Source organism: Pseudomonas sp. LBUM1660 (assembly GCF_059695935.1).
The window spans coordinates 4803074-4826061 of the sequence record NZ_CP166795.1 but is presented as its reverse complement, the minus strand read 5'-3'; the positions used below and the strand labels follow the sequence as shown (position 1 = coordinate 4826061).

At 60.5% G+C, this 22988-nt stretch carries 18 protein-coding genes and 1 pseudogene; 11 read left to right on the top strand and 8 right to left on the bottom strand.

Annotated elements, in window-relative coordinates; all coding sequences use genetic code 11:
* Nucleotides 1-131: 131 nt before the first annotated feature.
* The 8 genes and pseudogenes from ACA068_RS22445 to gap form a co-directional block, all read right to left on the bottom strand.
* Complete coding sequence (locus tag ACA068_RS22445; RefSeq protein WP_403107341.1) at nt 132-887, bottom strand: methyl-accepting chemotaxis protein; 756 nt, start codon at nt 885-887, stop codon at nt 132-134.
* A gap of 102 nt (nt 888-989) precedes the next feature.
* A pseudogene (locus ACA068_RS22440) lies at nt 990-1997 on the bottom strand (methyl-accepting chemotaxis protein); the annotation flags it as partial.
* Between the two features lie 475 nt (nt 1998-2472).
* The gene (locus tag ACA068_RS22435; protein ID WP_497304867.1) at nt 2473-2862 is read right to left on the bottom strand and encodes a YbaN family protein; all 390 of its coding nucleotides are present in this window, start codon (nt 2860-2862) and stop codon (nt 2473-2475) included.
* A gap of 121 nt (nt 2863-2983) precedes the next feature.
* On the bottom strand, nt 2984-3586 hold the full coding sequence (locus ACA068_RS22430) for a biliverdin-producing heme oxygenase (protein ID WP_497304865.1): 603 nt from the start codon (nt 3584-3586) through the stop codon (nt 2984-2986).
* Between the two features lie 122 nt (nt 3587-3708).
* Nucleotides 3709-6273, bottom strand: a complete 2565-nt coding sequence (locus tag ACA068_RS22425; protein ID WP_497304863.1) for a TonB-dependent receptor — start codon at nt 6271-6273, stop codon at nt 3709-3711.
* Between the two features lie 122 nt (nt 6274-6395).
* The gene (locus ACA068_RS22420; RefSeq protein ID WP_497304861.1) at nt 6396-7304 is read right to left on the bottom strand and encodes a FecR family protein; all 909 of its coding nucleotides are present in this window, start codon (nt 7302-7304) and stop codon (nt 6396-6398) included.
* A gap of 195 nt (nt 7305-7499) precedes the next feature.
* Nucleotides 7500-8018 carry an RNA polymerase sigma factor gene (locus tag ACA068_RS22415; protein WP_403107308.1) on the bottom strand — a complete coding sequence of 173 codons (519 nt, stop codon included), beginning with the start codon at nt 8016-8018 and terminating at the stop codon, nt 7500-7502.
* 110 nt (nt 8019-8128) lie between these two features.
* A complete protein-coding gene (gap, locus tag ACA068_RS22410) occupies nt 8129-9130 on the bottom strand; it encodes a type I glyceraldehyde-3-phosphate dehydrogenase (protein ID WP_497304859.1) in 1002 nt (333 codons plus the stop codon).
* 220 nt (nt 9131-9350) lie between these two features.
* Between gap and edd the strand changes: the two genes are divergently transcribed.
* From edd to ACA068_RS22355, 11 genes are all read left to right on the top strand, one after another.
* Complete coding sequence (edd, locus tag ACA068_RS22405; RefSeq protein ID WP_497304857.1) at nt 9351-11177, top strand: phosphogluconate dehydratase; 1827 nt, start codon at nt 9351-9353, stop codon at nt 11175-11177.
* Entirely contained in the window at nt 11174-12124 is a 951-nt protein-coding gene (locus ACA068_RS22400) for a glucokinase (RefSeq protein WP_497304855.1), read from the top strand. Before edd ends, ACA068_RS22400 begins: the two co-directional genes overlap by 4 nt.
* A gap of 183 nt (nt 12125-12307) precedes the next feature.
* Entirely contained in the window at nt 12308-13039 is a 732-nt protein-coding gene (locus ACA068_RS22395; RefSeq protein WP_497304853.1) for a response regulator, read from the top strand.
* Nucleotides 13029-14498: an ATP-binding protein gene (locus ACA068_RS22390; RefSeq protein WP_497304851.1), complete on the top strand. Its 1470-nt coding sequence runs from the start codon at nt 13029-13031 to the stop codon at nt 14496-14498. Before ACA068_RS22395 ends, ACA068_RS22390 begins: the two co-directional genes overlap by 11 nt.
* A gap of 271 nt (nt 14499-14769) precedes the next feature.
* Nucleotides 14770-16029 carry a D-mannose isomerase gene (locus ACA068_RS22385; RefSeq protein ID WP_497304849.1) on the top strand — a complete coding sequence of 420 codons (1260 nt, stop codon included), beginning with the start codon at nt 14770-14772 and terminating at the stop codon, nt 16027-16029.
* Between the two features lie 117 nt (nt 16030-16146).
* The gene (locus ACA068_RS22380; protein ID WP_497304847.1) at nt 16147-17448 is read left to right on the top strand and encodes an ABC transporter substrate-binding protein; all 1302 of its coding nucleotides are present in this window, start codon (nt 16147-16149) and stop codon (nt 17446-17448) included.
* Nucleotides 17449-17592: 144 nt separating this feature from the next.
* Nucleotides 17593-18501: a carbohydrate ABC transporter permease gene (locus ACA068_RS22375; protein WP_427635767.1), complete on the top strand. Its 909-nt coding sequence runs from the start codon at nt 17593-17595 to the stop codon at nt 18499-18501.
* Entirely contained in the window at nt 18494-19339 is an 846-nt protein-coding gene (locus ACA068_RS22370) for a carbohydrate ABC transporter permease (protein ID WP_077748691.1), read from the top strand. The genes ACA068_RS22375 and ACA068_RS22370 overlap by 8 nt, the downstream gene beginning before the upstream one ends.
* A gap of 2 nt (nt 19340-19341) precedes the next feature.
* A complete protein-coding gene (locus tag ACA068_RS22365) occupies nt 19342-20502 on the top strand; it encodes an ABC transporter ATP-binding protein (RefSeq protein ID WP_497304845.1) in 1161 nt (386 codons plus the stop codon).
* A gap of 173 nt (nt 20503-20675) precedes the next feature.
* Complete coding sequence (locus tag ACA068_RS22360) at nt 20676-22022, top strand: carbohydrate porin (protein ID WP_497304843.1); 1347 nt, start codon at nt 20676-20678, stop codon at nt 22020-22022.
* A gap of 107 nt (nt 22023-22129) precedes the next feature.
* Complete coding sequence (locus tag ACA068_RS22355) at nt 22130-22984, top strand: D-hexose-6-phosphate mutarotase (RefSeq protein WP_497304841.1); 855 nt, start codon at nt 22130-22132, stop codon at nt 22982-22984.
* The last annotated feature ends 4 nt before the right edge of the window (nt 22985-22988 follow it).

Genomic DNA, 22988 nt, shown 5'->3' with positions numbered 1-22988 from the left:
CCCGAGCATAGATCAAACAGGTGATGAAGCAGATGAAATCTGTAGGAGCGAGGCTTGCCCGCGAAGAACGATAACGCGGTCTCGCAGCGCTCCCTTCGCGGGCAAGCCTCGCTCCTACAGGGCTGTCGCTGTTACACCCGGAACTGATCCATCAATTTCATCTGGTGGGTGGTCAGGGCGTTGAGCTGGCTGCTGATCTGCGCCGATTCGGTGGCCTGGCCGGTCAGGGTTTCGGTGACGGTGCGGATCGCCGAGACGTTGCGGTTGACCTCTTCGGCCACCGCGCTTTGTTGTTCGGCGGCACTGGCGATTTGCAGGTTCATGTCGCTGATCACGGTGACCGCGTCGCTGATTTTGCTCAAGGCCTGGACCGCTTGCTGGATCTGCCCGGCGTTGCTGTGGGCCTGGGTCTGGCTCGAATGCATGGTGGCAACCACGCCGCGCGTGCCAGTCTGGATGCGCTCGATCACGATGCGGATTTCTTCCACCGAATCCTGGGTGCGTTTGGCCAGGTTGCGCACTTCATCCGCCACCACCGCAAACCCGCGACCACTTTCCCCGGCACGGGCCGCTTCGATGGCTGCGTTGAGGGCGAGCAGGTTGGTTTGTTCGGCGATGCTGCGGATCACTTCCAGCACCGAACCGATCTGCTCGCTGTTGACCGCCAGCGCTTCGACTTCGGTCACGGCTTTGCTGACTTCGTCGGCCAGTTGATTGATGTCGCGGGTGCTGCGCTCGATGATCGACATGCCATCGCGCGCCGACTGGTCGGCGCCTTTGGCCGCATTGGCCGCGTTCGAGGCACTGTTGGCCACATCGTGGGCGGTGGCGCTCATCTCGTTGGACGCGGTGGCGACCTGGTCGATTTCGCGGAACTGCACCTGCATACCTTCGCTGGTCTGACGGGCGATTTCCGAAGACTGGTCGGCGGTGCCGCGAGCGTCGGTGATGCTTTGTTTGATCTGCGCGATGGTCGGTTGCAGCTTGTCGAGGAAGCGGTTGAACCAGCTCACCAGTTCGCCCAGTTCATCTTTTTTACTGTAGTGCAGGCGTTGAGTCAGGTCGCCGTCGCCGCTGGCAATCGCCTTGAGCATCTCGGCGACGCTGTTGATCGGACGGGTCACGCCGGACGCAGTGAGCCAGATCAGCAACAGACCGACCAGGCCGGCCGCGACAGCCACCAGCACTGCTTTGATCATGCCGCTTTGCTGGGCGTCATCGAGCACCGCTTGCAGCTTGACCGAATCGGCCAGCAGCACTTGTTTCGGCAGGTCGATCACCACGCCCCAGGCTTTGGAGTCGCTGATCGGGCTGACCGGGTACACCGCACGAATCAAGTCGCCTTGTTCGAGGATCTTTGGCGTGCCGCCGCTGAGCAGTTGCAGGATGTCCTTGCCGTCTGCGCCCAGGGTGGCATCGATGCTCTTGCCGACCTTGCTCGCGTCGACGCTGTAACCCGCCAGCACACCGCTTCCGGAAACGATCAGCATGTGCCCGGCGCTGTTGAACAGATCACGCTGGGAATCGACCGCGGCCGCTTGCAGGGCGTCGAGGGCGATGTCCACGCCGACCACACCGATGGATTTACCGTCCACCAGCAGCGGGACGGAAATGGTGGTCATCAGCATTTCCTTGCCGCCGACGGTGTCGGCATACGGGTCCAGCAGGCAGGTGCGTTTGCTGTCGCGAGGGCAGGTGTACCAGCTGTTGTACGGCGTGCCGCTGAGGCTCAAGGTGGTTTTGGTCATGTCGTCTTCGACCATGATCGTGTTGATCCCGGCCCCACCGGCACGGCTCCAATAACTGGCAAAACGCCCGGCTTCGTTGGATTGGCGCGCGGCATCGTTGGCGAACTCGCTGTCCTTGCCGTCCAGGCTGTTGGGCTCGAACGCCAGCCAGATCCCCAGCACTTTACTGTTGCGCTCGAACGCGGTTTTCAGGCTCTGGTTCAACTCTTCACGCAAGGCGCCGGCCTCAAGTGAGTGCTTGGCGGCCATGTTGCGCATGTCCTTGATCTGATCGGCCAGAGCAGTCACCACCAGCAAACTTTCACCAAAGGTCTTCTGCACCCGCACCGCTTGCTCGGCGGCCTTGGCCTGGAGCAGGTCCTGCACGCTGGTGGTGAGCATCTTGCGGCTGGAGGCGCTGACCAGTTCGTCGTTCTGGTTGGTCTGGTAGAAGTTCATACCGACGATCAACGCGACCACGCCAAGCAGGCACAGGCCGGACAGCAAGACGATTTTCAGGCGGATAGAGAGAGAGTCGAACATTGGGCGAACTCGCGAAAGGATGAAGTGTTGGCTGTGGGCCGATGTCGACCCGGTTCGCCAAATCCATTCAGCGCCATTAAATGCACATCGGCGTGGGACGAGGATGCATGATGGTGGCTCCGACGAGCGGTCATGGTTGAACGTTTGCGCAGAAAAATGTGCCGCAAAGCGGATTTAAAACGGGAATAAATCGCGGCGTCGATCAAGACGGTTGCGGCAATGATTCCGGCCGTGACCAGATCCACAAATTACCCAGGCTCATGCCAGCAATCGCCAGATAGATTGGCCAGCCGTGATCGAGCATCACCAGCATCAGCGTCGCACACAGCAGCATGCTGACAGTGGCACTGACCTTGGCCCGGCGGGCGATGATTTTGCCGTTGCGCCAGTTGCGCAGGATGGAACCGAACAGCGGATGGTTCTCCAGCCAGGCACTCAGGCGCGGCGAACTTTTGGTCGCGGCCCAGGCGGCGAGGAGGATGAATTCGGTGGTCGGCAGGCCGGGGATGACGATGGCTATGAGGCCGATACCCAGGCTCACGTAGGCCAGCAGGCCAAATAGGATTCGGGTGAGTGTTGAAGTGGGGTTCATAGGGCCTACGAAAAACCTGTAGGAGCGAGGCTTGCCCGCGAATGGTACGACGCGGTGCTTCAGGTAGACCGCGTTATCGTTTTTCGCGGGCAAGCCTCGCTCCTACAGGGAGGATGTTGTGTCAGGCGAGTTCTGGGGTGTAGGCCTGTTCCAGCAGCACGGTGAAGCGGTTGAAGGCATCGACGGCGGCTTGCTCGATTTCAGCTTCTTCCTGAGAGCTGAATTCCAGCGCATCGAGGGTTTTGACAAAGCGCTTCCAGCCTTCAGCGCGACCTCCGGCCGGTTCGCCCAGGTGGCGGGCGCCAAACGTTTCGCTCAAGCCCAGACCGATAGCACGCTTGATCAGGAACGCCGCGCCCAGCTTCGAACCTTCGGAGACAAACAGCCAACCCAGTGCTTCGGCTGTGCTGGGGTTCTTCACCGCGCCAGCCACCGGTGCCGGCACTTCAGTGTCCAGATCCGCCAGGTCCGCCTTGGCCGCTTCGGCCCGGCAACGAGCCGGCAAGTCCGGGACGATGGCCGTCAAATCGGCATCGTTGTACAGCGCCACCAATTCCGACTGGAACAAATACTGCGCCACCACAAAACGGGCGAAGTTGGCCTGGGTTTCAAACGGTGCGTGGGCTTTGACCAACGCATCGAGTTTGGTGTGAGGCTCGTTGGTTATCTGGTTCAAGCGTTGCGAACGCAGAGCAGGGCGTTGAGCAGTGTCCTGAGTGGTCATGAGAAATCCTTGAGAAAAAGAGGTGCTTGGTAACGAGACGAATAAGCAGGCGCCTGACAGTAAAAAAACCTCACTGCACCGCTTCTATACAAGCAGCGAAGTGAGCTGTGAGCTGTTCAGCGTCAGATGTCCCAGACCAGATTGATCGCGAAGTTGCGACCCGGTTGGGTCAGGCGGTCGAGGTTGGCCGGTTGTGTCACCGAGGCTTCGCCGACGCTGTCGTAACCGCGCACGTCATCCCACTGCCAGTATTTCTTGTTGGTCAGGTTGTACAGGCCGGCGTTGACGGTCACGTCGTCGGTCACCTTGTAGAAACCCGCCAGGTCGAGCACGCCATAGCCCGGAGTCTTGAACTGGGTGCTGGTGCCGTCCGGGGTTTTGAAGCTGGTGCTGTCGACGCGGGTCTTGCGTTTGACCAGGGTCCAGCTCAACAGGGCGCCGTAGTTATCCTGGTCGTAGCCGAGGCCGAACACGCCAGTCAGCGGGTTGATGCTGTTCAGCGGCTGACCGTTGTCATCGTTACGGCCATACAGGTAGGCCACCGAGCCTTGGGTGTAGAGGCCGGACGGGGCGCCGAAGCTGTCGAGGTTCAGGCGACCCTTGAGCTCGACGCCTTTGATGGTGGCGTGGGCAATGTTGTTGCTCTGGAAGGTGGTCTCGGTGTAGCCGGGGGTGATGGCGTTTTCATCGATGAAGTCGCGGTATTTGTTGTAGAACACCGCCACATCGAACGTGCCTGCCTCGAACTGGCCGCGCAGGCCGGTTTCGTAACTCTTGCTCTTTTCCGGTTCCAGGTCCGGATTTGGCGCGACCTGATAGCCACCCGCCAGGTTTTCGAAACGACCATACAGGGCCTTGGCCGTCGGCGTGCGGAAGCCTTCGGCGTACTGGCCATACCAGGTGTAGTTGTCGTTGAAGCTGTAAGTGGTGCCGAATTTTGGCGACAGACGATGCCAGGTTTTAGTGCTGTCGCTCACCACGCCGTTGCCGCTCTGGTCGGCGGTGGCCAGGAACTCGTCGGTGATGTGCGGCTTGAGTTCGGTGTAGTCGTAGCGTGCGCCAGGCAGGAACGTCCAGTTGCCCCAGCTGATCTGATCCTGGGCGAACAGGCTGTAGCTGTTGATGGTCGGGTCCGGGAAGTCGCTGGCCGGTTTCAGGGTGTCGGCGGCACTCGGTGCACCGATGACCCGGCAGGCACCGGCCACGGTCAGGCACGTGCCGCTGCCGGTGCGCAGGCCGGTGACTTTGTCCTGTTTGAGGGTGGTGCCATAGGTTACGAGGTGCTCGGTGTCGGCAATGGCGAACGACTTTTCAGCCTGGGCATCGAACACCCATTGGCGATCCTTGTAGTTGGTGTCGCGGTTGCGCAGCACGGTACGCGATGGCGCGTAGATTTCTTCGGTGCTCTGGTCGGTCTTGGCGATCTGGTAGTTCAGCGACCACTTGATGTTGTCGGCCAGCACGCTGTCCAGACCGAAGCTGTGCTCCAGGCCAAAGCGTTCGCGGGTGACTGTGTCGTTGCCGTTGCGGGATTTATAGAAGCCGAAACCGCGTCCGGCGTTGAACGGGCCGCCCACGGCACTCAGCTGGTTGGTGTCGCGGTCGTCCTTGTAATGCTCGTAGGTCAGACCGAAGCGTGCGTCTTCGGCGTAGTCCCAGCCCAGTTTGGCCAGCACGTTGGTGGTGCGCACGTCCTCGGGGTTGGCCTCGGTGCGGTTCAGGCCGATGCCGCCGGTTTCGCCGTAGGATTCGGTTTCATGGCCGTTGCGTTGGCTCAAGTGCAGCAAGCCGTCGAAGTCACCGGTGCGACCGGCCACCGTGCCGGAGGTCAGCCAGCTGTCATCTGCCGAGCTGTAACCGGTTTTCAGACGTGCGCCGACGTCCTTGCCCGGCTTGATGATGTCATCCGGGTCCAGCGTGTAGTAGCTGACCGCGCCGCCGATGGCGTTGCTGCCGTAAAGCACCGACGCCGGGCCGCGCAGGATTTCCACACGTTTGACGATCTCGGGATCGACGTAGTTGCGGTTGGTCTGGGCATAAGGGCCGTTGAAGAAGCTGTCGGGCACTTGCACGCCGTCGATCTGGGTCAGTACGCGGTCGCCGTCGATGCCGCGGATGTTGTAGCCCGTGAGACCGGCACGCTGGCCAGCGCCGCCGACCGATACGCCCGGCTCGTAGCGCACCAGATCCTTGATGTTATTGACGTTGTTGCGGTCCAGGTCTTCGCGGGTCTGGACCGTCACCGTGCTCGGCACGCTGCTCACGTCCTGTTCATTTCGGGTGGCGCTGATGGTCACCTGATCCAGGTTGATGGCGCCGCTGTTGCTGCGCTTTTCCAGCACGATGTTGTTACTGCCCAGTTTGCGATAGCTCAGGTTGGTCCCCACCAACAGGCGATCGAGGGCTTTTTCCGGCGGCAACGAACCGCGCACACCCGGCGAGGCGACGCCGTCCGCCAGTTCGGCCGGCAAGCCGACTTGCCAGCCTGTCACCGTGGTAAAGGCATTGAGTGCCGAGACCAGCGACTGCTGCGGGATGGCGAACGAGTAGTCGCCCATGGTGCGCGTCGGCTGCCCGACGGCGGTGGCGGCCATGAGCGGCGCGGCACCGGCCATCAGGATGGCGGCCGTCAGCAGCGACAGCACGCGGGAAGGTGAAGAGGACTGGCGGGTATGGCGAGAGGACATCGATAGCGCTCCGTGTCGCACGAATCTTTATAGGTGCTGATTGGCATGTCGAGATGCGAATCAATTGCATTGGCTATAACGAGACGAACGAGCTTCGGCTATCGAGTAAAAATAATTCTCATTTAGTTCAGGATCACCAAAGCCGGAAATTCCTGGAGTCGGGCGGAGGTGATGTGAGCGAGGGAACGGACCACGTCCAGCGGTTGGTCGAGACGGTAATTGCCGGTCACGGCGACGTCGGCCAGCTGCTCGTTGGTGTTGATGATCCAGCCCGGGTAATAGCGGCGCAGCTCCGTCAGCACCTGGCTCAGCGGGCAGTTCTCGAACACCAGGCGCCCCTGGACCCACGCCAGATCAGTGGCCGCATCGAGCTTGGCCGGGCGATCAAAACCGTTGGGGCCGATGCGCACGCTTTCTCCGGCGGACAAGCGAATCCGCGCGTCGTCGCGAGTCGCTCGCAAGTCGACATCCCCACGCTGCACCCGAACCTGTGCCACACCGTCCAGATAGCGCACCGCAAACGCGGTATCGCGCACGCTGGCCTTGACCGGGCCGGCATCGATTTCCAGCGGCTGGCCGCGATTGGCCGGCACCTCGAAAAACGCCTCGCCCTGATACAACCGGGCCACGCGCTGTTGATCGTTGATGGTGCTGGAGAACGCCGAGTTGGTATTGAGCAGGACTTTTGAGCCGTCCTCCAGTTGCAGGCGCTGGCGTTCACCGACCACGGTCAAGTGATCGGCCTGGAGGCGCATCGGCAGGTTGCTGAAACTGAACAGGCCGAGGATCAACACGGCGGCGGTGGCCAGCGGTTTCCAGTGCGGACGCAGCCGCGACAGGACCGTCACTTTCGGCGGCCGGGCGGCCAGGTTTTGGGCGCATTCCACCACTTGCGGGCCATCCCAGATTGCCTGAGCCTTGGCGAACGCTTCGGCATGCAACGGGGCGGCGGCCAGCCAGTCATGAAACTGTCGGGTCTGTTCTTCGCTCGGACTGCCCAGCACGATCAGCCAGTCCAACGCCTGGTCCATCGCGCTTGCGGGGTCCCGCGCCGGTGAGGGCGGAGGGGGGGCGGGGGGAGGCACTGGAAGCGTGTCCGTCACGGTGTTTCCTCGGCAGTGTCTGTGCACGGCTGTTTTATGAGTGAAGCTTGAAAGTGGGCAAGGGTAGCAAAGCCCGAAAGCCAGCGCAGTCGATCCCGGCAGGTAGAGAATAAACCTACAGACTCAGTCGCCGTTTAACCGCTCTGCGACTCCGATGCAGATCGCCATGATCAGCTTCAGTTCTTTCTGCACGGTGCTCAATGAGACGTTGAGCTTTTCGGCGATTTCCAGATAACTGTGCCCGTGCAGCCGGCTGAGGATGAAAATCTGCTGCTGACGATGGCTGAGTTCACTGAGGCTCACGTTCAAACGCTCCAGCAATTGTTCGGCATGGGCAGTATCCTCGGCACTGCTGGCGGGGGCGGCAACGCTTTCCAGCACGTCCAGTGGCACGTCGTCGAGCATCGTGCGCGACTGAATGCGCCGCGCACGCAAATGGTCCAGCGCCAGGTTGCGGGCGGTCTGGAAAACGAAGGGTTCAAGGTGATCGATGGCCCGTTCACTGAGCGCCCGGGTCACTCGCAGGTAGGTCTCCTGCAAGAGGTCTTCGGCGGTGCTGTGATTGTTGACCATCCGCTCCAGCGTGCGCAGCAGAGAAACTCGCTGGGCGATGAAGACGTGATTGAAGCGAGATTGACTCACGGGAGAACCTGATCCATTTCGAGCGAATGATAATGCTTATCATCCGCTCGAGTGGTCAAGTATTGATTTGTGGTCGCTATGTAAAGCCGTCCAAACCCTGTGGGACCGGTTTACTCAGCGTTGCACAGCGCCAGGCAGTTATCGAGCATGCGGTTGGAGAAGCCCCATTCGTTGTCGTACCAGGCCAGTACCTTGAGCAGCTTGCCGCTGGACTTGGTGTGGTTGGCGTCGAAGATCGACGACAGCGGGTTGTGGTTGAAGTCGCTGGAGACCAGCGGCAGGATGTTGTAGCCGAGAATCTTCGAGTGCTGGGCGGCTTCTTTCAGCAGCGCGTTCACTTCATCGGCCGACGCTTCGCGCTTGAGCTGCACGGTCAGGTCCACCAGCGACACGTTAATCACCGGAACACGTACCGCCATGCCGGTCAGTTTGCCCGCCAGTTCCGGCAGCACCAGGCCGACCGCTTCAGCGGCGCCGGTCTTGCTCGGGATCATGTTCTGGGTGGCCGAACGGGCGCGGTACGGGTCCGTGTGGTAGACGTCGGTCAGGTTCTGGTCGTTGGTGTAGGCGTGGATCGTGGTCATCAGACCGCTTTCGATACCCAGTTCGCGGTGCAGCACCTGCGCCACCGGGGCCAGGCAGTTAGTGGTGCACGAGGCGTTGGAAATGATCTGGTGCGATTGGCGCAGAATGTCGTGGTTGACCCCGTACACCACGGTGGCGTCGGCGCCTTTGGCCGGGGCCGAGATAATCACTTTGCGCGCGCCGGCCGTAATATGTGCGGCGGCTTTGGCACGGTCGGTGAACAGACCGGTGCATTCGAACACGACATCAATTTTTTCCGCGGCCCAGGGCAGGTCGGCCGGGTTGCGAATGGCGCTGACGGCAATACGGTCGCCGTTGACGGTCAGGCTTTCCTGATCGTGTTGGACATCAGCGTCGAACGTGCCGTGAACGGTGTCGTACTTGAGCAGATGAGCGTTCATCGCGCTATCGCCCAGGTCATTGATGGCAACGATCTGCAGGTCTTGGCGATAACCTTGGGTATACAGTGCGCGCAGGACGTTGCGGCCAATTCGGCCAAAACCATTGATTGCGATTCGAAGAGTCATTTAACAGGGCCGCCGTCGTTTTGTTGTTGGAATTACAAGATTATTCGCATAAAAATAGAAAACAAGCCTTTTTAATGGCAATATTTTGTTCAATCTACAACGAGTGACCTGAATCAACTGGTCCGACCGATCAAGAAAACCGTCTGTCATCCCATCGACACCGGCTCTTGCTCAGCATAGACAATCAGGTCGCCATATCCGTTAGCCTGGAGTTCTACACATGCATCCCCGCGTAATTGAGGTCACCGAACGGCTTATCGCCCGCAGCCGTGCAACCCGTGAGGCTTACCTTGCGCTCATTCGCGATGCAGCCAGCGACGGTCCGATGCGCGGCAAGCTGCAATGCGCCAACTTCGCCCACGGCGTGGCCGGTTGCGGCACTGAAGACAAGAACAGTCTGCGGATGATGAATTCCGCCAACATTGCGATTGTTTCGTCATATAACGACATGCTCTCGGCGCATCAGCCGTACGAAGTCTTTCCTGAGCAGATCAAAAAAGCCCTGCGCGAGATCGGCTCCGTCGGCCAGTTCGCTGGAGGCACCCCGGCGATGTGCGATGGCGTGACCCAGGGCGAGCCAGGCATGGAACTGAGCCTGCCGAGCCGTGAGGTGATTGCGCTGTCCACCGCGGTGGCGCTGTCCCACAACATGTTCGATGGCGCGCTGATGCTCGGCATTTGCGACAAGATCGTCCCGGGCCTGATGATGGGCGCGTTGCGTTTCGGTCATCTGCCGACGATCTTCGTGCCGGGCGGGCCGATGGTCTCGGGCATTTCCAACAAGCAGAAAGCCGATGTGCGTCAGCGTTATGCCGAAGGCAAGGCCAGCCGCGAAGAGCTGCTGGAATCGGAAATGAAGTCCTACCACAGCCCCGGCACCTGCACCTTCTACGGCACCGCCAACACCAACCAGTTGCTGATGGAGGTCATGGGCCTGCACTTGCCGGGCGCCTCATTCGTCAATCCGAACACCCCGTTGCGCGACGCGTTGACCCGCGAAGCGGCGCATCAGGTCACGCGCTTGACCAAGCAGAACGGCGACTTCATGCCGATCGGCGAAATCGTTGACGAGCGCTCGCTGGTCAACTCCATCGTGGCGCTGCACGCCACCGGCGGCTCGACCAACCACACCCTGCACATGCCCGCCATCGCCATGGCGGCCGGCATTCAACTGACCTGGCAGGACATGGCCGACCTCTCCGAAGTCGTGCCGACCCTGAGCCACGTCTACCCGAACGGCAAAGCCGACATCAACCATTTCCAGGCGGCGGGCGGCATGTCGTTCCTGATCCGCGAACTGCTGGAAGCCGGGCTGCTGCACGAAAACGTCAACACGGTGCTGGGCCACGGCTTGAGCCGTTACACCATGGAACCGTTCCTCGAAAACGGCGAACTGGTCTGGCGCGAAGGCCCGATCGAAAGCCTCGACGAAAACATTCTTCGCCCAGTCGCGCGCGCATTCTCGCCTGAGGGCGGCTTGCGGGTGATGGAAGGCAACCTCGGGCGCGGTGTCATGAAAGTCTCGGCCGTGGCCCTGGAAAACCAGGTCGTAGAAGCGCCAGCCATGGTGTTCCAGGATCAGCAGGATTTGGCCGATGCCTTCAAGGCCGGTTTGCTCGAGAAGGATTTCGTCGCGGTGATGCGCTTCCAGGGCCCGCGCTCCAATGGCATGCCGGAGCTGCACAAGATGACGCCGTTCCTCGGCGTGCTGCAGGATCGCGGTTTCAAAGTCGCGCTAGTGACCGACGGGCGCATGTCCGGCGCGTCGGGGAAAATCCCGGCGGCGATTCATGTCAGTCCCGAAGCTTATGTCGGCGGCGCTCTTGCGCGGGTGCAAGAGGGCGATATCATCCGCGTCGATGGCGTCAAAGGCACCCTGGAGCTTAAGGTGGACGCCGACGAATTCGCAGCGCGCACGCCAGCCAAGGGCCTGTTGGGCAACAACATTGGCAGCGGTCGCGAACTGTTTGGTTTCATGCGCATGGCCTTCAGCTCCGCAGAGCAGGGCGCCAGCGCCTTTACTTCTGCCCTGGAGACGCTTAATTGAAACTGGCTTTGGTCGGTGACATCGGTGGGACCAACGCACGTTTCGCGTTGTGGAAAAACCAGCAACTGGAAGCGATCCAGGTGCTGGCGACGGCCGACCATGCCAGCCCGGAAGAGGCAATTGCCCTCTACCTGAGCGGGCTTGGCCTGGCGTTGGGTTCGATCGGCTCGGTCTGCCTGTCGGTGGCCGGCCCGGTGAGCGGTGACGAATTCAAATTCACCAACAATCACTGGCGGCTCAGTCGCAAAGATTTTTGCAAGGCATTGCAGGTCGATCAGTTGTTGCTGGTCAATGATTTCTCGGCGATGGCGCTGGGCATGACCCGTTTGCAGCCGGACGAGTTTCGGGTGGTCTGCGAAGGCACGCCCGAGCCGCTGCGGCCTGCCGTGGTGATCGGTCCGGGCACGGGCCTGGGCGTCGGCACGTTGCTGGACCTGGGTGAAAGCCGTTTTGCCGCATTGCCAGGGGAAGGCGGTCACGTCGATCTGCCCCTGAGCAGCCCACGTGAAACTCAGTTGTGGCAGCACATCTTCAACGAGATCGGCCATGTCAGCGCTGAAACCGCGTTGAGCGGCAGCGGTTTGCCACGGGTTTACCGGGCGATTTGTGCGGTGGACGGTCATGAGCCGGTGCTCGATACCCCGGAATCGATTACCGCTGCCGGTCTGGCCGGCGATTCGATTGCGCTGGAAGTGCTGGAGCAGTTCTGCTGCTGGCTCGGCCGTGTCGCCGGCAACAACGTGCTGACCACCGGTGGACGCGGTGGCGTTTACATCGTCGGCGGGGTGATTCCACGGTTTGCCGATTTTTTCGTCGAAAGCGGCTTCGCCCGCTGCTTCGCCGACAAGGGCTGCATGAGCGATTACTTCAAAGGTATTCCGGTGTGGCTGGTGACGGCGCCGTATTCCGGCCTTGTCGGTGCGGGTGTGGCGCTCGATCAGGCCTGAGACCGAGTCGCCTCATTCGCGGGCAAGCCTCGCTCCTACAGAATTGGAGTCGTTCACAAAAATAGCGACCAACCCTATACCTGTAGGAGCGAGGCTTGCCCGCGAAGAGGCCGGAACAGACAACCTGGATTTACGCTCGATCAGGCATAATCCGCCCAATTCAAACAACAAGGACGCCGCCCCGTGAGCTCAGTCAACAAGTCGATTTTGTTGGTCGATGACGATCAAGAGATACGCGAGTTGCTGGACACCTACCTGACCCGCGCCGGTTTCCAGGTCCGTACCACGCCCGATGGTGCAGGCTTTCGCCAAGCGATGAACGACGCGCCGAGCGATCTGGTGATCCTCGATGTGATGCTGCCGGACGAAGATGGTTTCAGCCTCTGCCGCTGGATCCGCCAACACCCGCGTCAGGCGCAGGTGCCGATCATCATGCTCACCGCCAGCTCCGACGAGGCCGACCGCGTCATCGGTCTGGAACTGGGTGCCGATGACTACCTCGGCAAACCCTTCAGCCCTCGTGAATTGCAGGCGCGCATCAAGGCTCTGTTGCGCCGCGCGCAGTTCGGTCAGGAGCGTTCCGGCGGTGAAGTGCTGGCGTTCGATGACTGGCGGCTGGACATGGTCAGTCACCGGTTGTTTCACATCGATGGCGAAGAAGTGATTCTCTCCGGCGCCGATTTTGCGCTGCTGAAACTGTTCCTCGATCACCCTCAGGAAATCCTCGATCGCGACACCATCGGCAACGCCACCCGTGGCCGCGATCTGATGCCGCTGGATCGTATCGTCGACATGGCGGTCAGCCGTTTGCGTCAGCGCCTGCGTGATACCGAAAAACCGGCGCGACTGATCCGTACGGTGCGTGGCAGCGGCTACCAACTGGCCGCCAATGTGGTTGCCAGCAATGGCCACTGAGTTTTTCCGCACGCTCGCCGCCCGCGTACCGGTGCCGCGATCGTTGCTGGGGCGCATGTTGCTGCTGACCTTGTTGGCGGTGCTGTTCGCGCAGACCTTGTCGAGCGTGATCTGGGTGTCGCAACTGCGTGCCACGCAGCTTGAAGGCCTGGTGACCAGCGCCCGCAGCCTGGCCCATTCGATGACGGCCAGCGTCAGTTATTTTCGCTCGTTGCCGGTCGCGTTTCGTCCCTTGGTGCTCGACCAATTGCGCAGCATGGGCGGCACCCGTTTCGTGGTGACCCTCAACGACAAGCCCTTGGGCATGGACGTGCTGCCGATCACCCCGCGCAAGGAAGCCGTGCTCAAGGCGGTGGACCAAGTGTTGCGCGAGTCCCTCGGCCAAGACACGGATATCTCAGTGACCTTCGTCAGCCCCGAAGACCTGCGGATCTTCAACAGCGGGCTGAAACTCGATGAACTGCCGCGCTCCTGGGCGCATTACGCGCTCACGCTGGAGCCGGTGAACCCGCCGGTGCTGGTCACGCAAATCCAGATGGCGCCGGGCGAGTGGCTGTACATCGCCTCGCTCTTGCCCGAGCCTTACACCAGCCTTGAAGAGCAGGGCCTGCCGGCGCAGCAGGTGTGGTTCATCGTGCTTACCAGCGGCTTTTTGCTGTTGTTCATTGGCCTGCTGGTGCACTGGCAGAGTCGTCCGCTCAAGCGCCTGGCGCGGGCGGCGCGGGACATGTCCCTTGGTGCCGAAGTCGAACCGGTGGCCGAAGGCGGCGGCAGTGAAGTGGTTGAAGTGGGCCGCGCTTTCAATGCGATGCGCGAACGGATCAGCCGTTACCTGACTGAGCGCAGCCAGTTGTTCAGCGCGATTTCCCATGACCTGCGCACGCCGATCACCCGCTTGCGGTTGCGGGTCGAATTGCTTGAGGACGAACAGCTGCAAGCCAAGTTCGGCCGTGATCTGGATGAGCTGGAGCTGTTGGTCAAAGGCGCGCTGCAATGCGTGAAAGACACCGATATTCACGAAAACATCGAGCCGGTGGATCTTAACCATGTGCTCGATTGCCTGGTGGAACCGTACCTGGCGCCCAACGGCAATGGTCGCGTAACCCAGCAAGGGCGGGCGTTGGCGGCGTACCCGGGCAAACCGCTGGCGCTCAAGCGCTGCATCGGCAACCTGATCGACAACGCGTTGAAGTATGGGCAGAACGCGCATTTGCATATTGATGACGACGAGAGCGCCTTCATCCTGCATGTCGATGACGAAGGGCCGGGCGTGCCGGAGCAGCGGATGGAGCAGGTGTTCGAACCGCACTTCCGGTTGGCCGGGCAGCAGCAGGGATATGGTTTGGGGTTGGGAATTGCGCGCAACATTGCCCACAGCCATGGTGGCGAGGTCAGCCTGCAAAACCTGCGTGAAGGCGGGTTGCGGGTGACGTTGCAGTTACCTCGTTCGATCGATTGACGCAGACCCTGTGGTGAGGGGATTTATCCCCGTTGGGTGGCGTAGCCGCCCCAAAAACTGCAATTGCGGTGTATCTGGTATATCGAGTGCAATGGTTTCACGGCTGCTTCGCAGCCGAACGGGGATAAATCCCCTCACCACAGGTTCATCACTCGCCGTAGAACCCGGCTGAATGTCACAAGCCGGTGACATAACTCGCCCCCTTCGTTACAAGCCCCGCACTGCCCGTTGTTTAGACTGCCCCCAGTCAAAACAACAAAAAAGGCACCTCATGGACACCTTCCAACCTGCATTCAGCAGTTGGCTGAACGCACCTGCCCATCAGCAATGGCTCGCGGCCGAAGGCCTGCGTCTGCTGGCGTTTGCCAAGGCTTCAAAGCTTGCTGAAGGCTTCGGCAATCTCGATGAAAAGGGCCGTCTCCCGGCCAACGCCCACGCCGAAACCATGAACACCGCACGCATGACCCACAGCTTCGCCATGGCGCACATCCAGGGCTTGCCGGGTTTTGCCGAGCTGGTCGATCACGGTATCCAGGCGCTCAGCGGCCCATTACGCGATGCCGAACACGGCGGCTGGTTTGCAGTCGCCCATCACCGCGATGACAACACCGGCAAGGCGGCCTACCTGCACGCCTTCGTGGCTCTCGCGGCGAGTTCGGCGGTCGTCGCTCGGCGCCCCGGTGCACAAGCGTTGCTCGATGACGCGATCAACATCATCGACACGCATTTCTGGAGCGAGGAGGAGGGCGCGATGCGCGAATCCTTTGCTCGCGACTGGAGCGGTGAAGAAGCCTACCGCGGCGCCAACAGCAACATGCACGCCACCGAAGCCTTTCTCGCCCTGGCGGATGTCACCGAAGACAAACGCTGGCTGTGCCGTGCTCAACGCATCGTCGAGCGAGTGATTCATGGTCACGCCGCTGCCAACGACTATCTGGTGGTCGAGCATTTCGATCGCGATTGGCAGCCGCTGCGCGAGTACAACCACGACAACCCGGCCGACGGTTTCCGCCCCTACGGCACCACGCCTGGTCACGGTTTCGAATGGGCGCGGCTGTTGCTGCACCTCGAAGCGGCACGCGTGCAAGCCGGCATGCTCACGCCGGGTTGGCTGGCCACCGACGCGCAAAAACTCTTTGACCACAACTGCCGTCACGGTTGGGATATCGACGGTGCGCCGGGCATTGTCTACACCCTCGACTGGGGCAATCGCGCGGTGGTTCGCCATCGTTTGCACTGGACCCATTGCGAAGCCAGCGCCGCCGCCAGCGCGTTGCTTAAACGCACTGGAGATACGCAATACGAAACCTGGTACCGGCTGTTCTGGGAATTCTGTGACAGTCATTTCATCGACCGCTGCGATGGCAGTTGGCACCATGAACTCGACCCGCAAAACCGCCCGAGTGCTGATATCTGGGCCGGTAAACCGGACCTGTATCACGCCTGGCAAGCCGTCCTGATCCCGCGCCTGCCGCTGGCGCCGAGCATGGCCACGGCCTTGGGGCAGTTGTCCCAGAGCGCTCCTGTGTAACCATGTGGTGACATTCAAGCGTCCCTTCGTTACCTGCGAGGGGATAACTCCTGTTTAAAATCCTATGCAGCGCAAGCACCAGACTTGCATGCATAACAACAAGAAAGGTAATTCTAGATGAATGCGATTTCTCGCCTCGCTACTGTCATTTCTCTTGCCTCATTGCTTCCAATCTCTGCATTCCCTCTCAGTGCACTTGCCGCCGATTCCAAAGGTTCGGTAGAAGTCGTTCACTGGTGGACCTCCGGTGGCGAAAAAGCGGCCGTTGATGTCCTCAAGGCCCAAGTCGAAAAAGACGGTTTCACCTGGAAAGACGGCGCCGTCGCCGGTGGTGGCGGTGCTACTGCCATGACCGTACTCAAAAGCCGCGCCGTGGCCGGTAACCCGCCGGGCGTCGCACAGATCAAAGGTCCGGACATCCAGGAATGGGCCAGCACCGGTTTGCTCGATACCGACGCGTTGAAAGACGTTTCCAAATCAGAGAAATGGGACAGCCTGCTCGACAAGAAAGTCTCCGATACCGTGAAGTACGAGGGTGACTACGTGGCCGTGCCGGTGAACATTCACCGCGTCAACTGGCTGTGGATCAACCCGGAAGTCTTCAAGAAAGCGGGCATCGAAAAAGCTCCGACCACACTTCAGGAATTCTACGCAGCGGGCGACAAGCTCAAGGCTGCAGGCTTCATTGCGCTTGCCCACGGTGGCCAGCCTTGGCAGGACAGCACCGTGTTCGAAGCGGTGGTGCTTTCGGTCATGGGCGTCGACGGTTACAAGAAAGCCCTGGTCGACCTGGACAACGCTGCACTGACCGGTCCTGAAATGGTCAAGTCATTGACCGAGCTGAAGAAAGTTGCGACCTACATGGACGTCGACGGCAAAGGCCAGGACTGGAACCTGGAAGCGGCCAAGGTCATCAACGGCAAGGCCGGCATGCAGATCATGGGTGACTGGGCCAAGAGCGAGTGGACAGCGGCCAAGAAAGTCGCCGGCAAGGACTACGAGTGCGTAGCGTTCCCGGGCACCGACAAGGCCTTCACCTACAACATCGACTCCCTGGCCGTGTTCAAACAGAAAGACAAGGGCACTGCTGCCGCTCAGCAGGACATTGCCAAGGTCGTGCTGGGTGAGAACTTCCAGAAAGTCTTCAGCATCAACAAGGGCTCGATCCCGGTTCGAATCGACATGCTGGGCGACATGGAGAAGTACGGTTTCGACGCCTGCGCCCAGACCGCTGCCAAGGACTTCCTGGCGGACGCCAAGTCTGGCGGCCTGCAACCGAGCATGGCGCACAACATGGCGACCACGCTGGCGGTACAAGGCGCGTTCTTTGATGTCGTGACCAACTTCATCAACGACCCGAAAGCCGATCCGGCCACGGCCGCCAAGCAACTGGGCACGGCCGTCAAAGCTGCCAAGTAATGCTTGGCCCCTGTAGGAGCCGGCTTGCTGGCGATAGCGGACTGTCAGTCAGCGGATTTATTAACTGACACACCGCATTCGCCAGCAAGCCGGCTCCTACAAGGGATCTGCGCATAACCTCTTTTCCCTATACTGGATCTTCCCATGAGTTCTGTTGCTGTGTTCAGCAAGGCCTCGCCGTTCGATGCACTGCAGCGCTGGCTCCCGAAACTGGTGCTGGCGCCCAGCATGTTCATCGTCCTGGTGGGCTTCTATGGCTATATCCTGTGGACCTTCGTCCTGTCGTTCACCACGTCGACCTTCCTGCCGACTTACAAATGGGCGGGCCTGGCGCAATACCAGCGGCTGTTCGAAAACGACCGTTGGTGGGTAGCGAGCAAGAACCTGGCGGTTTTCGGTGGCATGTTCATCGGCATCACGCTGGTGATCGGTGTGCTGCTGGCGGTGTTTCTTGACCAGCGCATTCGTCGCGAAGGTTTCATTCGCACCATTTACCTGTACCCGATGGCGCTCTCGATGATCGTCACCGGTACCGCCTGGAAATGGCTGCTCAACCCGGGCATGGGCCTGGATAAATTGCTGCGTGACTGGGGCTGGGAAGGCTTTCGCCTGGACTGGCTGATCGACCCGGATCGCGTCGTGTATTGCCTGGTGATCGCTGCAGTCTGGCAAGCCTCGGGCTTCATTATGGCGATGTTCCTCGCCGGCCTGCGTGGTGTTGATCAATCGATCATCCGTGCTGCCCAGATCGATGGCGCGAGCATGCCGCGCATTTACCTCAAAGTGGTGTTGCCCAGCCTGCGCCCGGTGTTCTTCAGCGCGGTCATGATCCTGGCCCACATCGCGATCAAGAGTTTCGACCTGGTGGCGGCAATGACGGCCGGTGGCCCGGGTTACTCCTCCGACCTGCCTGCGATGTTCATGTATTCCTTCACCTTCAGTCGCGGCCAGATGGGCATGGGCTCGGCCAGTGCGATTCTGATGCTCGGTGCGATTCTCGCAATCATCGTGCCTTACCTGTACTCCGAGCTGAGGACCAAGCGTCATGACTAATTTCGCTGCCAAACCATCCATCAGCCTGAGTCGCATCGCCATCTACGGCGTGCTGATCCTGGCGGTATTCCTTTACCTGATACCGCTCGTGGTCATGCTGTTGACCAGTTTCAAGACGCCCGAAGACATCAACTCCGGCAACCTGTTGAGCTGGCCGACTGTGGTCAGCGGCATTGGTTGGGTCAAGGCCTGGGGCACGGTTGACGGGTACTTCTGGAACTCGATCAAGATCACCGTCCCGGCGGTGCTGATCTCCACCGCCATCGGTGCGCTGAACGGCTACGTGCTGTCGATGTGGCGCTTCCGTGGCTCGCAACTGTTCTTCGGTCTGCTGCTGTTCGGTTGCTTCCTGCCGTTCCAGACCGTCCTGCTGCCGGCCTCGTTCACCCTCGGCAAGATGGGCCTGGCCAGCACCACCACCGGCCTGGTGTTCGTGCACGTGGTCTACGGCCTGGCGTTCACCACGCTTTTCTTCCGTAACTACTACGTCAGCGTTCCCGATGCGCTGGTGAAGGCGGCGCGGCTCGATGGCGCGGGTTTCTTCACCATCTTCCGCTTGATCATCCTGCCGATGTCCACCCCGATCATCATGGTCTGCCTGATCTGGCAGTTCACCCAGATCTGGAACGACTTCCTGTTCGGCGTGGTGTTCTCCAGCGGTGATTCGCAACCCATTACGGTGGCGTTGAACAACTTGGTCAACACCAGTACCGGGGCCAAGGAATACAACGTTGATATGGCGGCGGCGATGATCGCCGGGCTGCCGACCCTGCTGGTCTATGTGGTCGCAGGCAAGTATTTCGTGCGCGGGCTGACGGCCGGCGCAGTCAAGGGGTAATCATGGCTACGCTCGAACTTCGCAATGTAAACAAGACTTACGGTCCCGGCCTGCCGGACACCCTCAAGAACATCGAACTGTCGATCAAGGACGGTGAGTTCCTGATCCTGGTCGGACCTTCGGGTTGCGGCAAGTCGACCCTGATGAATTGCATCGCCGGCCTGGAAACCATCACTGGCGGCGCAATCATGATCGATGACCAGGACGTCAGCGGCATGAGCCCGAAAGATCGCGACATCGCCATGGTGTTCCAGTCCTACGCGCTGTACCCGACCATGAGCGTGCGCGAGAACATCGCGTTCGGCTTGAAGATTCGCAAAATGCCCGCCGCCGACATCGAAGCGGAAGTGGCGCGGGTGTCCAAGCTGCTGCAGATCGAACACCTGCTCAACCGCAAGCCCGGTCAGCTCTCCGGTGGTCAGCAACAGCGTGTCGCCATGGGCCGTGCCCTGGCGCGTCGGCCGAAGATTTACCTGTTCGACGAGCCGCTGTCCAACCTCGACGCCAAGCTGCGCGTCGAGATGCGCACCGAAATGAAACTGATGCACCAGCGCCTGAAAACCACCACGGTCTACGTGACCCACGACCAGATCGAAGCAATGACCCTGGGCGACAAAGTGGCGGTGATGAAGGACGGGATCATCCAGCAGTTCGGCACGCCGAAAGATATCTACAACAACCCGGCCAACCTGTTCGTGGCGAGCTTCATCGGTTCGCCGCCGATGAACTTCATCCCCCTGCGTTTGCAGCGCAAGGAAGGTCGTCTGGTGGCGCTGCTCGACAGCGGCCAGGCGCGTTGCGAATTGCCGATGGGCATGCAGGACGCTGGTCTGGAAGACCGCGAAGTGATCCTCGGCCTACGCCCGGAACAGATCGTTCTGGCGGGCAACGAGCCGAACGGTTTGCCGACCATTCGCGCCGAAGTCCAGGTCACCGAACCGACCGGTCCCGACACCCTGGTGTTCGTCAATCTCAACGACACCAAAGTCTGCTGCCGCCTGGCGCCGGACGTCGCGCCGAACGTGGGCGAGACCCTGACCTTGCAATTCGATCCATCGAAAGTGCTGTTGTTCGATGCCAAGACCGGTGAGCGCCTGGGGGTGGCCGGTCAACCAAAAGCCGAGAGCCACAGCGCGAACGTCGCCCAATTCAAAGGCCGCTGAAGATCAAAAACTGTAGGAGCCAGGCTTGCCGGCGAAGGCGATTTCAGGGACGCCTTCGCCGGCAAGCCTGGCTCCTACAGGGGGGATATGCGGTGAGCGGCCTGTCGCGCATCGCACCTGATGTAACCGCGTTAAATAAAAACAGTTAATAACAATAAAACGAGGATGTAGGGATGAAGAAGAACAACAACGCTCAGCTTATCTGCCAGTTGTCCGCGGTTGCGGCCATGATGCTGGCCGGTAGTGTGCACGCGGCTGACGCGTTCAGCGCCGATTCCGAATGGATGACCGGTGATTGGGGTGGCGAGCGGACCAAGCTGATCGAGCAGGGTATCGACATCAAGATGGACTACGTCGGTGAAGTCGGCGGGAACCTTCACGGCGGATACAACAACGACAAGACAGCGCGTTACGCCGACCAGTTTGGCCTGGGCGTGGCTCTGGACCTGCAAAAGCTGTGGGGCTGGGATAACACCCAGGCCAAGATCCAGTTCACCAACCGTAACGGTGAGAACATCTCCAATGACCGTGTCGGCGATCCGCGTGCCGGCACCTTGAGTTCCTCCCAGGAAGTCTACGGCCGTGGCCACATGGTCCGTCTGACCCAACTGTGGATCAAGCACCAGTTCCTCGATGGCAAACTGGACGTCAAGGCCGGTTACTTCGGCGAAGGCGAAGACTTCAACACCTTCCCTTGCGAGTTCCAGAACCTGGCGTTCTGCGGTTCCCAGGTCGGTAACTGGGCGACCAACATCTGGTACAACTGGCCGGTCATGCAGGCTGCGGTTCGCGTGAAGTACAACATCTCGCCTGAGTTCTATGCGCAGATCGGCGCGTACAACCAGAACCCGTCGCAACTGGAGCACGGTAACGGCTTCAAGCTCAGCGGCAGTGGTACCAAGGGCACCGTGTTGCCAGTCGAACTGGTCTGGTTGCCGAACCCTGGCAACCTGCCGGGCGAATACCGTGTCGGTTACTACAAAAGCACAGCCAAGGCCGATGACGTTCGTGAAGACGACAACGGTAATGACGCCGCAACCAGCGGCAACGCCTATCGCAGCCACAGCAGCAAATCCGGCTACTGGTTCGTGGCGCAACAACAACTCACCACCCACAACGGTGACGCGTCTCGCGGTCTGAACATCGCAGCCAATGCCACGTTCCACGACAAGGACACCAACGTCGTCGACAACTACCAGTCGCTGATGCTGGTGTACAAGGGCCCGTTCGATGCACGTCCGAAGGATGACTTCGGTATTGGTGCCGCCCGTATCCATGTCAACGATGACGTGAAGAAAAACTCAGAGTTGGTCAACGTCTCCAACAACGTCACGGACTATCAGGACCCGCTGTTCGCGCCGCTGCGTAACACTGAGTACAACTACGAGATCAACTACGGCTTCCACGTTACCAACTGGCTGACCGTGCGTCCCAACCTGCAATACATCACTCACCCGGGCGGTGTGGATGAAGTCGACAACGCGCTGGTGGCCGGCCTGAAAATTCAGTCGGTGTTCTAACGCTGTTGCGATAAGCTCCTCTCTATGTGCGCATTTTTGCGGACAGCCCAGGCTGTCCGCTTTTTTTTGGGGCGGCGCACCCCGGGTGATTTTCAGGACAGTGGCACATGCATGAGCATCCGCTACAACGCTTCTTCAAATCCTTGCGCGAACGTCCGGTGTTTGCTTGGGAGCGCTATCAGAAGCGCGACGTGCTGGTGATCGACCATCCGCTGTGTCAGGCGGTGTTCAGCCGGCAGGGCGCGCAGTTGCTGCACTTCCAGCCAAAGGGCCAGAAACCCTGGCTCTGGTGCGCGGCGAAATGGCCGCAGGTCGGTGCGATTCGTGGCGGCGTGCCGGTGTGCTGGCCGTGGTACGGCCGTCATCCGAGCGAAAACGCCTGGCCTTCCCATGGCTGGGCACGGTTGATCGATTGGAAGCTGCTCGACAGCAGCCATGACGACGAGGGCGTGCGGCTGCATTGGCAACTTCAGCTCTGCGACTGGCAAGTGGACCTGCACGCCCACTTGGGCGAACGCATGGAATTACGCCTGAGCACCGAGCATCAGGACAGCCTGCCGTGCCAATTGAGCCAGGCGTTGCATGCGTATTGGCGTATTGGTGATGTGGGTGAGATAGCGCTGTCCGGGCTCGATGGTGCCCACGGTTACGACCAGTTGAACCGCCAGGTTTGCCAGCAGGAAGGCGAGTTGAGAGTCGAAGGCGGGTGTCAGCGGGTGTTCCAGCATGACGGTGAATTGCAGCTCAAGGACCATGCCTGGCAGCGCGAGTTGTGCATCGACACCGGTGACCATGCGGACACGGTGGTCTGGCATCCAGGGACGCGCCCACTATTGGGTGTCAGCTGGAACGAGATTTCCGGGTTTGTGTGCGTGGAAGCGGCGAGTGGCGGGACTGATAGCGTGAGTTTGGCGCCGGGGCAGAAGGCGCATTTGAGTTTGCAGGCGCGGGTTGGAGCATGATTTT